Source organism: Pantoea sp. X85, from assembly GCF_029623675.1.
Classification (GTDB): Bacteria; Pseudomonadota; Gammaproteobacteria; order Enterobacterales; family Enterobacteriaceae; genus Pantoea; species Pantoea leporis.
This window is the reverse complement of record NZ_CP121108.1, coordinates 1,663,323-1,675,869: the sequence shown is the minus strand read 5'-3', so window position 1 is coordinate 1,675,869 and position 12,547 is coordinate 1,663,323. Positions and strand designations below refer to the sequence as shown.

General features: G+C 56.5%; 11 protein-coding genes. 6 read left to right on the top strand and 5 right to left on the bottom strand.

The window, feature by feature from the left end:
• The first annotated feature begins 2 nt into the window (after positions 1 to 2).
• Both phoQ and P6287_RS07770 read left to right on the top strand, forming a co-directional pair.
• The gene (phoQ, locus tag P6287_RS07775; protein ID WP_101760810.1) at positions 3 to 1,463 is read left to right on the top strand and encodes a two-component system sensor histidine kinase PhoQ; all 1,461 of its coding nucleotides are present in this window, start codon (positions 3 to 5) and stop codon (positions 1,461 to 1,463) included.
• A 57-nt stretch (positions 1,464 to 1,520) separates the two neighbouring features.
• On the top strand, positions 1,521 to 2,642 hold the full coding sequence (locus P6287_RS07770) for a cupin domain-containing protein (RefSeq protein WP_277974748.1): 1,122 nt from the start codon (positions 1,521 to 1,523) through the stop codon (positions 2,640 to 2,642).
• 242 nt (positions 2,643 to 2,884) lie between these two features.
• On the opposite strand, the gene pepT is transcribed toward P6287_RS07770, so the two are convergent.
• Positions 2,885 to 4,114 (bottom strand): peptidase T, encoded by a 1,230-nt coding sequence (gene pepT, locus P6287_RS07765; RefSeq protein ID WP_101760812.1) that lies wholly within the window; start codon positions 4,112 to 4,114, stop codon positions 2,885 to 2,887.
• Positions 4,115 to 4,413: 299 nt separating this feature from the next.
• On the opposite strand from pepT, the gene potA reads away from it, so the two are divergent.
• Genes potA through potD form a run of 4 tightly spaced genes read left to right on the top strand, consistent with a single transcriptional unit; the run spans position 4,414 to position 8,194 of the window.
• Positions 4,414 to 5,526, top strand: coding sequence for a spermidine/putrescine ABC transporter ATP-binding protein PotA (gene potA / locus P6287_RS07760; protein ID WP_277974747.1), 1,113 nt, complete (start codon positions 4,414 to 4,416; stop codon positions 5,524 to 5,526).
• Complete coding sequence (potB, locus tag P6287_RS07755; RefSeq protein WP_277974746.1) at positions 5,510 to 6,370, top strand: spermidine/putrescine ABC transporter permease PotB; 861 nt, start codon at positions 5,510 to 5,512, stop codon at positions 6,368 to 6,370. The genes potA and potB overlap by 17 nt, the downstream gene beginning before the upstream one ends.
• A complete protein-coding gene (gene potC / locus P6287_RS07750; protein ID WP_061716930.1) occupies positions 6,367 to 7,140 on the top strand; it encodes a spermidine/putrescine ABC transporter permease PotC in 774 nt (257 codons plus the stop codon). The genes potB and potC overlap by 4 nt, the downstream gene beginning before the upstream one ends.
• A gap of 10 nt (positions 7,141 to 7,150) precedes the next feature.
• A complete protein-coding gene (gene potD / locus P6287_RS07745) occupies positions 7,151 to 8,194 on the top strand; it encodes a spermidine/putrescine ABC transporter substrate-binding protein PotD (protein WP_101760815.1) in 1,044 nt (347 codons plus the stop codon).
• A gap of 109 nt (positions 8,195 to 8,303) precedes the next feature.
• Here potD and cobB read toward each other — a convergent pair whose 3' ends face one another.
• The 4 genes from cobB to lolC form a co-directional block, all read right to left on the bottom strand.
• Positions 8,304 to 9,137, bottom strand: coding sequence for a Sir2 family NAD+-dependent deacetylase (cobB, locus tag P6287_RS07740; RefSeq protein ID WP_101760816.1), 834 nt, complete (start codon positions 9,135 to 9,137; stop codon positions 8,304 to 8,306).
• A gap of 97 nt (positions 9,138 to 9,234) precedes the next feature.
• Entirely contained in the window at positions 9,235 to 10,479 is a 1,245-nt protein-coding gene (gene lolE / locus P6287_RS07735) for a lipoprotein-releasing ABC transporter permease subunit LolE (protein ID WP_277974745.1), read from the bottom strand.
• Positions 10,479 to 11,180 (bottom strand): lipoprotein-releasing ABC transporter ATP-binding protein LolD, encoded by a 702-nt coding sequence (lolD, locus tag P6287_RS07730; protein ID WP_008103026.1) that lies wholly within the window; start codon positions 11,178 to 11,180, stop codon positions 10,479 to 10,481. The genes lolE and lolD overlap by 1 nt, the downstream gene beginning before the upstream one ends.
• Entirely contained in the window at positions 11,173 to 12,372 is a 1,200-nt protein-coding gene (lolC, locus tag P6287_RS07725) for a lipoprotein-releasing ABC transporter permease subunit LolC (protein WP_277974744.1), read from the bottom strand. The genes lolD and lolC overlap by 8 nt, the downstream gene beginning before the upstream one ends.
• Positions 12,373 to 12,547 lie beyond the last annotated feature (175 nt).

Below are 12,547 nucleotides of genomic sequence, written 5' to 3'. Positions count from 1 at the left end.
TTATGACGTGGTTCCGGCGTTTACGCCCCTTCTCTCTCCGCGCTCGTTTTCTGCTGGCGACCGCGGCGATCGTGTTGTTTTTGTCACTCTCCTACGGCATGGTCGCGGTGGTTGGCTATGTCGTCAGTTTCGATAAAAATACCTATCGCGTGATGCGCGGCGAGAGCAATCTGTTCTTTACGCTGGCGCAGTGGCACGATAATCAGCTCACCATTGGCCAGCCGGAGCGCATGACGCTCAATTTCCCCACGCTGGTCTTTATCTACGATGAACGCGGCAAACTGCTGTGGCAGCAGCGCGATGTGCCCGAAATCCGCAAAAAGATTCATCGTGAATGGCTGCTCAAGCCCGATTTCTACGAAATCGATACCAGCAATCGCACCAGCATGGCGGCGATGGGCAACAACCCGCAGGCGAAAGAGCGGCTGCACGCGCTGGATAGCGACAGCAGTGACACCTTCACCCACTCGGTCGCGGTCAATCGCTACGATGCCACCACCAACTTACCGGCGCTGACCATTGTGGTGGTCGACTCAATTCCGCAAGAGTTGCAGCATTCCGATGTGGTGTGGTCGTGGTTTAGCTATGTGCTGGCGGCCAATCTGCTGCTGGTGATCCCGCTGCTGTGGCTGGCGGCGCACTGGAGTTTGCGGCCGATTGGCGATCTCACTTCGCAGGTGCGCGAGCTGGAAACCGGTCAGCGCGAGAATCTTGATGACAATCCGCCGCAAGAGTTACGCAGTCTGGTGCGCAATCTTAACCTGCTGCTGACCAACGAACGTCAACGCTACACGCGCTATCGCACCACCTTGTCCGATGTCACCCATAGCCTGAAAACCCCGCTGGCAGTGCTGCAAAGTACGCTGCGATCGTTACGCAATGGTAAAGAGTTAACCATTGAACAGGCCGAACCGGTGATGCTGGAGCAGATCAGCCGCATCTCGCAGCAGATTGGTTATTACCTGCATCGCGCCAGCATGCAGGCCGATCACAATCCTCTGCAGCGCGATTTGCATTCGGTTTCGGCGCTGCTCGATAGCCTGTGCTCGGCACTGAATAAAGTCTATCAACGCAAGGGCGTGGCGATCACGTTGGATATCTCGCCGGAGCTGACCTTTATCGGCGATAAAAATGACTTTATGGAAGTGCTTGGCAACGTGCTGGATAACGCCTGCAAATATTGCCTCGAATTTATTGAAGTCACCGCACGACAAACCGACAACACTTTGCATCTGTTTATTGATGATGACGGCCCCGGCATCCCGGAGAGCAAACGCGATCTGATCTTCGTGCGCGGTCAGCGTGCCGACACCTTGCGTCCCGGCCAGGGATTAGGTTTAGCCGTGGTGCGCGACATCCTCGAACAGTACGCCGGCCAGGTGATCGCCACCACCAGCCCGCTCGGCGGCGCGCGCATGGAAGTGATTTTCCAGCGCCAGGAAGTCGAGCATCACCGCGAGTAGAAAGGGACGCGGGCTGTTATACTTGCCATCATTCTTTGCAGCAAACGGACTCCTCATATGGACTATCAGCTCGATATCAACTGGCCCGACTTTATTCAACGCTACTGGCAGAAACGCCCGGTGGTGCTTAAACGTGGATTTAAAAACTTCGTCGATCCTATTTCTCCTGACGAGCTGGCCGGTCTGGCGATGGAAAATGAGGTCGATAGCCGCCTTGTCAGCCATAACGAGGGCAAATGGCAAGTCAGCCACGGCCCGTTTGAAAGCTACGATCATCTCGGTGAGAGCAACTGGTCGCTGCTGGTTCAGGCGGTCAACCATTGGCATGAACCTTCTGCCGCACTGATGCGTCCGTTCCGTTTTCTGCCCGACTGGCGTGTTGATGACCTGATGATCTCGTTTGCCGTGCCGGGCGGCGGCGTCGGTCCGCATTTCGATCAGTACGATGTGTTTATCATTCAGGGCACTGGCCGCCGTCGCTGGCGCGTGGGTGAAAAAGTGCCGTTGAAACAGCACTGCCCGCATCCGGACCTGCTGCAGGTTGAGCCTTTCGACGCCATCATCGATGAAGAGATGGAGCCCGGCGATATTCTCTATATTCCGCCAGGATTTCCGCACGAAGGCTATTCGCTGGAAAACGCCATCAACTATTCGGTCGGCTTCCGCGCACCGAACGGTCGCGAGCTGATCAGCGGTTTTGCCGATCACATGCTGGCCAACGAATTGGGCAGCTACCGCTACAGCGATCCCGATGTGCCATCGCGTGAATGCCCATCGCAAATTCTGCCGTCAGAACTGGAAGGCATCCGCAAAGTCATGATGGATGTGATTAACCAGCCGGAGCAGTTTAATCAGTGGTTTGGCGAGTTTATTTCTCAGTCGCGTCATGAGCTGGACGTCGCACCGCCAGAGCCGCCGTATCAACCGGACGAAATCTACGATGCATTGCAGCAAGGCGATGCGCTGACGCGGCTCGGCGGCCTGCGCGTATTGACCATTGGCGATGTGGTGTTTGTGAACGGTGAATCGGTCACCAGCAGCCATCCGCATGTGCTGGCGGCATTGGCGCACAATCACGTGCTGACGCTGGAAAATTTCGGCGATGCGCTGGATGACCCTTCACTGCTGGCGCAGCTGGCGGCGTTGGTGAATAGCGGGTATTGGTTCTTCGGCGAGTAAGTTTCAATCTGTCTCGGGGTTTCTAAAACTCGGTGGGTGCTCGGACGGTGCTCGCTGTCCCCCTCCTCGGTGGGTGCTCGGACTGTGCTCGCTGTCCCCCTCCTCGGTCCTCCCCCATAAATGGGGGAGGAAGATGCTGCAATATGTGAGTAGGGAGTTGGGAGCTGCATGGGGCAGCGTCTCCTTCCCCCATTTATGGGGGAAGGCCGGGATGGGGGACAACCCGCGCTAAGCAATCACCATCAGCCCTTCTTCTGCCCCGCCAGCTCAGCCAAACGCACAATCACATCCACCGACTGCGCCATCACATTGAGTGAGGCGAACTCGTGCTTGCCGTGATAGTTGTAGCCGCCGGTGAACAGGTTCGGACATGGCAATCCTTTCCACGACAGCGCAGAGCCGTCGGTGCCGCCGCGAATCGGTTTGACGTTCGGTTCGATGCCGCAATCGCGCATCGCCTGCAGCGCCAGCTCAATAATGTGCGGATGCGGTTCGACTTTCTCGCGCATGTTGCGATAACTGTCGCTGATCTCCACTTTCACCGAACATTCGCTTTGCAGCCCTTTGCTGACGCGCTGACCAATCTCTTCCAGCAGCTGTTTACGCTGTTCATAGCTGTCGGCATCAAAATCGCGGATCAGATACATCAGCTCGGCGTGCTCAACCGTGCCTTTGATGGTGTGCAGATGGAAGAAGCCTTCATAGCCGTCGGTATACTGCGGCTTCTCTTTGGCTGGCAGTTCCGCGTGGAAGCGCATCGCCAGATCCAGCGCATTGACCATCACATTTTTAGCGCTGCCTGGATGCACGTTGTTGCCGGTGATTTTAACCATCGCGGTAGCGGCATTGAAGTTCTCGAACTCGAACTCGCCGAGATCGCTGCCATCAACGGTATACGCCCAATCGGCGGCAAAGCCTTCGACGTCGAAGTGCGACGCGCCGCGACCAATCTCTTCATCGGGTGTAAAGGCCACGCGAATCGCACCGTGTGGCGTATCCCCTTTTGCCAGACGCGCCATCGCGGTCATGATCTCGGCGATACCGGCTTTATCATCCGCGCCGAGTAGCGTTTTGCCATCGGTGGTGATCAGCGTATGACCGATCAGCTTATGCAGAACCGGGAACATCACCGGTGACAGAATTTCATCACCGTTACCGAGCGCGATATCGCCACCGCGATAGTTTTCAATAATCTGCGGATTGACGTTTTTGGCGGTAAAATCCGGTGAGGTGTCCATGTGCGAAATAAAGCCGATCACCGGCGTGGCCCAATCAACGTTAGCCGGTAAGGTGCCCATCACACAGCAGTGATCGCTCAGAGAGACATCAACAAAGCCCAGCGCGATAAGTTCTTCCTGTAATTGACGCGCCAGCGTCCACTGCCCTTCGCTGCTTGGCACCTGTCGTGCCTGAGGTTTTGACTGAGTTTCTACTGCAACATAACTGAGAAAACGCTCAAGTAATTGATCCATCTGTCATCCCTCTAAAGAACCTGCGTCATTATCATGGTGACCAAATGGCACCATGTTGCGTCAAATCATTATCCTTCAGGTTAGCTCTCTCAACGTGACTTGCGTTGAAAATTCGCTCACTCGCGCCTGTCCGACTTATCCGTTACGCATACTCCGGCATTTTTCAGAGTTTTCAAGGTAAATCCGTGGCAAAACATGGCATTGACACATTTTTGCGGTATCATCGCGCCCTTCATCACAGCAAGCGGCCACCAGCGGCTATGCTGTAACCTGATTCACCATCAGACTGAGTGACTAAAATGACGCAAACACGCGCGCCTGCGCTGGTTACGCTTTCTGGCATCAGTAAAGCTTTTGATGGCAAAACCATCATCTCTGACTTTGACCTGACCATCCGTCACGGCGAGTTCATCACGCTGCTTGGCCCTTCCGGCTGCGGAAAAACCACCATTTTACGCCTGATTGCCGGGCTGGAAGCGGCCGATCGCGGTCATATCACTCTTGATGACAACGACATCACCGATCTGCCCGCCGAGCATCGCCACATTAATACCGTGTTTCAGAGCTACGCGCTGTTCCCGCACATGTCGGTGTTTGAGAACGTCGCCTTTGGCCTGCGCATGCAGAAAACTCCGGCGGCGGAGATCACCACGCGCGTTAATGATGCGCTGGCGATGGTGCAGCTGGAGAGTTTTACCGATCGCCGTCCGCATCAGCTTTCGGGCGGTCAGCAGCAGCGCGTGGCGATTGCGCGCGCGGTGGTCAATCGCCCGAAAGTGCTGCTACTGGACGAGTCGCTGTCGGCGCTGGATTACAAGCTGCGGCGCCAGATGCAAAACGAGCTCAAAGCGCTACAGCGTAAGCTTGGCATCACCTTTGTGTTTGTGACGCACGATCAGGAAGAGGCGCTGACCATGTCCGATCGTATCGTGGTAATGCGCGATGGCCGCATCGAACAGGACGGCACGCCACGCGAGATTTACGAAGAGCCCGCCAACCTGTTTGTGGCGCGCTTTATTGGCGAGATTAACGTGTTCGATGCCGAGGTGCTGAACAGCGATCATGCGCCTACAATCCGCGCGCGCGTGGAAGGCCTTGAATGCACGCTGCAATGTGATTTCCCGGTCAGCGTCGGCGATAAACTGCACGTGCTGCTGCGCCCGGAAGATCTGCGCGTTGAAGAGATCGACCACGACAGCCGCAGCGATAATCTGATCGGCTTCGTGCGCGAGCGCAACTATAAAGGCATGACGCTGGAGTCTACTGTTGAGCTGGAGAACGGCAAGCTGCTGACGGTGAGCGAGTTCTTTAATGAAGACGATCCCGATTTTGATCACTCGCTGAACCAGAAAATGGCCGTCAGCTGGGTCGCCAACTGGGAGGTGGTGTTGCCGTATGAAGTTGATGCGTAACCGCCTGCAGAAAGTCATTGTTGCCCTGATCGTCAGCTGGCTCACGCTGTTTGTGCTGCTGCCTAACCTGATGATTTTCGCCACCAGCTTCCTGACGCGCGATGATGCGCATTTTGTCAGTATGGCCTTCACCCTCAATAACTACACGCGGCTGCTCGATCCGCTCTACGCTGATGTGCTGCTGCACTCGCTAAATATGGCGTTGATCGCCACGCTGTGCTGCCTGCTGCTCGGTTATCCGTTTGCCTGGTGTCTGACGAAACTGCCGGCGCGCCTGCGTCCGCTGATGCTGTTCCTGCTGATTGTGCCGTTCTGGACCAACTCGCTGATCCGTATCTACGGTCTGAAAATCTTCCTCAGCACGCGCGGCTGGCTGAATGAATTTTTGCTGTGGCTTGGGGTGATCGATAAACCGTTTCGCATCATGTACACCTCGGAAGCGGTGATTCTGGGGCTGATCTACATTCTGCTGCCGTTTATGGTGCTGCCGCTCTACTCCAGCCTGGAAAAGCTGGATAAATCCTGCCTCGAAGCGGCGCGCGATCTTGGCGCGAACAAAGTAAAAACCTTTTTACGCATCATTCTGCCGCTCACCATGCCAGGCATTGTCGCCGGTTGCCTGCTGGTGTTTATCCCGGCGATGGGCTTGTTCTTTGTAGCGGATTTGCTGGGCGGCGCGAAAAACCTGTTAATTGGCAACGTGATCAAGAGCCAGTTCCTGAATATCCGTGACTGGCCGTTCGGTGCTGCCACCAGCATTGTGATGACGCTGCTGATGGGGCTGATGCTGCTGGCTTACTGGCGCGCAGCGCGTATGCTGAACAACAAGGTGGAACTGCAATGATGGCGCGCTGGTTACGTGGCGGCTTCATGGCCGTGATTTATGCCTGGTTTTATATCCCGATCATCATTCTGATCGTCAACTCCTTCAACCGTTCGCGTTTCGGCATTAACTGGCAGGGCTTCAGCACGCAGTGGTATCGCCTGCTGATGAATAACGACAGCCTGATTCAGGCGGCACAACATTCATTGCTGATGGGCGTGCTCTCTGCCAGCTGCGCCACGATTATCGGCTCGCTGACCGCCGTCGCGCTCTATCGCTATCGCTTCCGTGGTAAACCGTTCGTCAGCGGCATGCTGTTTGTGGTGATGATGTCGCCGGATATCGTGATGGCGATTTCGCTGCTGGTGCTGTTTATGCTGCTGGGCATTTCGCTGGGCTTCTGGTCGCTGCTGTTCTCGCATATCACCTTCTGTCTGCCGTTTGTGGTGATCACCGTCTATTCGCGCCTGAAAGGGTTTGATGTGCGCATGCTGGAAGCCGCCAAAGATCTTGGTGCAAGCGAAGTCACCATTTTGCGCAAAATTCTGCTGCCGCTGGCGCTGCCGGCGGTCGCAGCGGGTTGGCTGCTGAGCTTTACGCTGTCGATGGACGATGTCGTGGTATCGTCGTTCGTCACCGGCCCGAGCTTCGAAATTTTGCCATTAAAAATCTATTCGATGGTGAAAGTTGGCGTGTCACCGGAAGTGAACGCGCTGGCGACAATTTTGCTGCTGCTGTCGCTGCTGTTGGTGGCGCTCAGTCAGCTGTTGCTCCGTGATAAAACCAAATAGAGGATAATCGATGAAAAAGTGGTCTCACTGGCTGGCGGCTGGGGCGCTGGCATTGGGCATGCAGAGCGCGCAGGCGGACGCCGGCAAAACGCTCTACTTCTATAACTGGACCGAATACGTGCCGCCGGGACTGCTGGAGCAGTTCACCAAAGAGACCGGCATCAAGGTGATTTACTCCACCTACGAATCCAATGAAAGCATGTATGCCAAGCTGAAGACCTGGAAAGATGGCGCCTACGACTTGGTGGTGCCTTCAACCTACTTCGTCGCCAAAATGCGTAATGAAGGCATGCTGCAAAAGATCGATAAAACCCAGCTCAGCAACTTCAAAAACCTCGATCCTAACCTGCTCAACAAGCCGTTTGATCCTAACAATGATTACTCGATCCCCTATATCTGGGGCGCGACCGCCATTGGCATCAACACTGACGAAGTGGATGCCAAAAGCATTACCCGCTGGGCCGATTTGTGGAAGCCTGAGTATAAGCAAAGCCTGCTGCTGACCGACGATGCGCGTGAAGTGTTCCAGATGGCGCTGCGTAAGCTGGGCTATTCGGGCAACACCCGCGATCCCAAGCAGATCGAAGCCGCTTATGAAGAGTTAAAAAAGCTGATGCCGAACGTGCTGGCGTTTAACTCCGATAATCCAGGAAATCCGTTTATGGAAGGCGAAGTGAACGTTGGGATGATCTGGAACGGTTCCGCCTACGTGGCGCGCCAGGCAGGTACGCCGCTGCAGATTATCTGGCCACAGGAAGGCGGGATTTTCTGGATGGATAACCTGGCGATTCCGGCCAATGCGAAAAACCGTGAAGGCGCGCTGAAGCTGATTAACTTCCTGCTGCGTCCGGATGTGGCGGCACAGGTGGCGGAAACCATCGGCTATCCCACGCCAAACCTGGCAGCGAAGAAGTTACTGCCACAGGAAGTGGCCAGCGATCCTTCGCTTTATCCTGCTGAGGATGTGATCAAAAACGGCGAGTGGCAGAACGATGTCGGTGACGCCAGCGTGCAGTATGAGACGTTGTTCCAGAAGCTGAAGGCGGGACGTTAACTCTCTGCGGCTTCCCCTCGCTCTGCCCTCTCTCGCAAGCGGGAGAGGGTTCCGTCTAGCCCCTTCTCCCTCTGGGAGAAGGTTGGGATGAGGTAAAGCGCGCACAAATCTACTTATACAACCCACGCAAAAACGTATGCACAAACTCCGGCACCACTTCGCTTGCTAAGCCGTAATGACGCTCGGCAAACTCATTGCCGACCTGGCTCGGTTCCAGATTCAGCTCCACAGTATGCGCGCCCTGCAGTTTCGCTTCGTGGACAAAACCGGCGGCGGGATAGACATGGCCCGACGTGCCAATGGCGATAAACAGATTCGCCTGCTCAATCGCCTGATAAATCTCTTCCATCCCCAGCGGCATTTCGCCGAACCACACGATGTGCGGGCGCAGCATGGCCGGGAACTGGCAGCAGGTGCAGCGATCGTCCGCGGTTAAATCTTCGGTCCAGTCCAGCACTTGTCCACTGCTGACGCAGCGCACTTTCAGCAGTTCACCGTGCATATGCAGCACGCGCTGGCTGCCGGCGCGTTCGTGCAGGTTATCGATATTCTGCGTCACCAGCAGGAAGTTATCGCCCAGCACCTGCTCCAGTTCCGCTAGCGCTTTGTGCGCGGCGTTGGGCTGAATTTCTGGCTGCTGCAGCTGTTGACGCCGCGCGTTGTAAAACGCCTGCACCAGCGCCGGATTGCGTTGAAAACCTTCCGGCGTGGCGACATCTTCTACGCGATGCTCTTCCCACAAGCCATCGGCGGCGCGGAACGTGCGAATACCGGATTCGGCGGAGATCCCCGCGCCAGTCAGCACCACCACGCGCGGTTGCGGATGCGCGGCCAGTTCAGCTTTGCGATCGCGCTCGAAGATGCGCTGGCGAAAGCGCTGATGCACCTTGCGGCGGTTTTTTTTGTCGCGGGCGAGTCGTAGGCGGCGGCGCGGTATGCGCATAAAAGCTCCTTATCTGCGGCGTTTATTGCCGCGCATCGGGGATTTTTCGGGCTACTCTGCCCGATAATAGCAGCCGCACAGCGGCTGCGTTTTATCTTTACTGACCGCTGAGTACGCGGGCCGGATCGATACGGCTGGCGCGTCGTGCCGGATACCAGCTGGCAATCAGGCTCAGGACAATCGCGGTGGCCAGCACCGAAATCACATCAATCCAGTGCAGTTCGGACGGCAGGAAATCGATAAAGTAGATATCGCCTGCCAGCAGCTGATGCCCGGTCAGGTGCTCAAACACGCGCATCACCGGCGTGAGATTGAGCGCCACCAGCACGCCGACCACCACGCCGCTGACGCTGCCGAGCAGGCCCGCCAGCAAGCCGTACCAGATAAAGATGGCGCGAATCAAACCATCTTTGGCGCCCAGCGTACGCAGCACCGCGATGTCGCTGCTCTTGTCTTTCACCGCCATCACCAGCGTCGAGACGATGTTAAAGCAGGCCACGCCAATCACCAGCACCATGGCTAAATACATAATGGCGCGAATCATCTGGATGTCACGGTACATGTAGCCGTAAGTGCCAATCCAGCTCTTGATGTAGACGTAAGAGTGCGTCACTTTACCGGCGTCATGTATCAGCTTCTGCGCCTGGAACGGGTCATTCATCTTCAGCGCAATACCGCTGACGCTGTCGCCCATATCCAGATATTTCTGCGCATCGGCCAGCGGCACCAGCGCCAGGCTGTGATCGAGCATGCCGCTCAGTTGCAGCACGCCGCTGACCTGCAGACGAATACGTTTCGGCTGCAGCAGCTTATTCTCGCCATCATTATTGGGGATCATGATGGTGATCCAGTCGCCCTGTTTCACGTTGAGCGATTTAGCGATGCCGCCACCCAGAATGATTTGCTGTTTACCAGCCGCGAACTGTGACCACGCATCTCCGGCCACAAAGCTCGGCAAGGCGCTGAGACGCGCTTCCTGCTGCGGATCGACGCCTTTCACCTGCAGCGCCTGCAGCTTTGCGCCGCTCTCAATCAGCCCGGTGAAGTTGATATAGGGCGCTGCGGCGGCAATGCCGGCCACCTGCTCAATCGGCGCGATCATCGGTTGCCAGTGACGGAACGGCTGATTCACCGGCTCGATTTCACCGTGCGGCACTACCGCCAGAATGCGGTTGTTGAGCTCACGCTCAAAGCCGTTCATGGCGCTCAGGCCGATGATCAGCACCGCCACGCCCAGCGCAATGCCGATGGTGGAGATGATGGAGATCAGCGAGACCATGCCACCACGCCGCCGACCGCGGCTAAAACGCAGCCCGAGCAGCAGGGATAATGACGAAGCCATCAGATCACTCCCAGCGTCAGTTGGTCGCTCAGCTCACCGTCGCGCATTTCCATCTGGCGGCTCAGGCGTTTCGCCAGCTGCAGATCGTGCGTCACTACCAGAAAAGCGGTGCCCTGTTTAACGTTCAGCTCGCCGAGCAGTTCAAAAATCGCGTCGGCGTTACGCGCATCTAGGTTACCGGTAGGTTCATCGGCCATCACCAGCCGCGGACGATTCACCAGCGCGCGGGCAATCGCCACACGCTGACGTTCACCGCCCGACAGCTCAGAAGGCCGATGCGCAGCACGTTTTTCCAGCCCGACCGCCGCCAGCATTTCACGCGCGCGTGATTCCGCTTCCGCTTTGCCAATTTTGCCAATCAGCAGCGGCATCGCCACGTTCTCCAGCGCACTAAAATCCGGCAGTAGATGGTGGAACTGATAGATAAAGCCCAGCTCGCGGTTGCGTAGCTCGGCTTTCGCGGCCGACGACATCGCATTCAGCGATTTACCATCAAAAATCACATCGCCTGACGTCGGCGCATCCAGACCGCCAAGCAGATGCAGTAAGGTACTTTTACCCGAACCGGAGCTGCCGACAATCGCCGTCAGTTCACCCGGCTGCAGGCTGAAAGCCACATTGCGCAGCACATCGGTCTGCACGCTGCCTTCCTGATAGCGTTTGCACAGGTCACGACACTGCAACAAAGGAGTATTACTCATAACGTAAAGCCTCAGCGGGTTGGACGGCGGCAGCGCGCCACGACGGATAAAGGGTAGAAAGCAGCGCGACGGCCATTGAGACCAGCGCAATGGTGATCACCTGCAACACGTTGATGTCGACCGGCAGCGCCGCGCCATCAAGGAACAGACCAATCACCGGCATCAAATTATTCAGCTGGCTGGCGAGCAGCACGCCAAGCACGGTGCCCAGCAGCGCGCCAATAATGCCCGCGCTGGCGCCCTGCACCATAAACACCGCAACAATCTGGCGGCGGGTTAACCCCAGCGTTTGCAAAATGGCCACTTCGCCCTGCTTCTCCATGATCAGCAGGCCCAGCGAGGTAATGATATTAAAAGCCGCCACCGCGATGATCAGGCTCAGCAGCAGCCCCATCATGTTTTTTTCCATACGTACCGCCTGGAACAAATCGCCTTTGCGTTCGCGCCAGTCTTTCCACGTCAGGCCCTCCGGCAGTTTCTGCTGGCTGAGCGCATCAACGCTTAACGGCTTATCCAGCCACAAACGCCAGCCGGTGATGTTGCCGAGCGGATAGCGCATCACGCGTGACGCATCCTGCTGATTGACCAGAATTTGATAGCCATCCACTTCGCTGTTGGCGGCATAGGTGCCAGCCACGGTGAAAATACGCTGGCTCGGCAAACGTCCTACCGGCGTGAACTGGCTGACCGATGGCACCATCAGACGCAGCTGATCGCCGCGCTTCACGCCCAGCTGTGCAGCCAGCTGTTCACCGAGGATGACGTTGTACTGGCCCGGCTGCAGCACGCTTTGTTGGGTGTTGACGAGGAATGGCGTTAGCGGATCCTGTTCGTCGGGATTGATGCCGAGCATCACGCCGACCGAGACGTTACGCGCGCTTTGTAGCACCACATCGGCGGTGGTCAGCGGTGCGATGCGCTTAACCCCTTGCAGTTGGAGATTATCGGCGGGCAACGCCTCCGGACTGATGCTGCCTTTTTCGCTGGTGATCAGCGCCTGCGGCATCAGGCCGAGTATATTGCCTTCCAGCTCGCGCTCAAAGCCATTCATCACCGACAACACGGTGACCAGCGCCAGCACGCCGAGCGTGATGCCGATAGTTGAGAGCCAGGAGACGAAGCGACCAAAGCGGTCTGAGGCACGTCCACGCATGTAGCGTAAACCGATGAATAACGCGACTGGTTGATACATGAGATCCGTCTTGGCAGTTGCCTGAAAATAAGTAGTGGGATGATAAAGGAGGCGTCCCCTTTATGAAACCTCTAACCCTCTGAGTCTGCGGCAAAGTTGTGTCAAAAACCGTCCCAGCCAACGCTTATGCATAAAATTGCGACAAATTAATGATGTTATTTGTACGTTTATTCGT

What these genes read in the sequence shown, in the direction of transcription:
- phoQ (WP_101760810.1), top strand. Translation starts at nt 3, where the DNA reads ATGACGTGGTTCCGGCGTTTACGCCCCTTCTCTCTCCGCGCTCGTTTT.
- P6287_RS07770 (WP_277974748.1), top strand. Translation starts at nt 1,521, where the DNA reads ATGGACTATCAGCTCGATATCAACTGGCCCGACTTTATTCAACGCTAC.
- pepT (WP_101760812.1), bottom strand. Translation starts at nt 4,114, where the DNA reads ATGGATCAATTACTTGAGCGTTTTCTCAGTTATGTTGCAGTAGAAACT.
- potA (WP_277974747.1), top strand. Translation starts at nt 4,414, where the DNA reads ATGACGCAAACACGCGCGCCTGCGCTGGTTACGCTTTCTGGCATCAGT.
- potB (WP_277974746.1), top strand. Translation starts at nt 5,510, where the DNA reads ATGAAGTTGATGCGTAACCGCCTGCAGAAAGTCATTGTTGCCCTGATC.
- potC (WP_061716930.1), top strand. Translation starts at nt 6,367, where the DNA reads ATGATGGCGCGCTGGTTACGTGGCGGCTTCATGGCCGTGATTTATGCC.
- potD (WP_101760815.1), top strand. Translation starts at nt 7,151, where the DNA reads ATGAAAAAGTGGTCTCACTGGCTGGCGGCTGGGGCGCTGGCATTGGGC.
- cobB (WP_101760816.1), bottom strand. Translation starts at nt 9,137, where the DNA reads ATGCGCATACCGCGCCGCCGCCTACGACTCGCCCGCGACAAAAAAAAC.
- lolE (WP_277974745.1), bottom strand. Translation starts at nt 10,479, where the DNA reads ATGGCTTCGTCATTATCCCTGCTGCTCGGGCTGCGTTTTAGCCGCGGT.
- lolD (WP_008103026.1), bottom strand. Translation starts at nt 11,180, where the DNA reads ATGAGTAATACTCCTTTGTTGCAGTGTCGTGACCTGTGCAAACGCTAT.
- lolC (WP_277974744.1), bottom strand. Translation starts at nt 12,372, where the DNA reads ATGTATCAACCAGTCGCGTTATTCATCGGTTTACGCTACATGCGTGGA.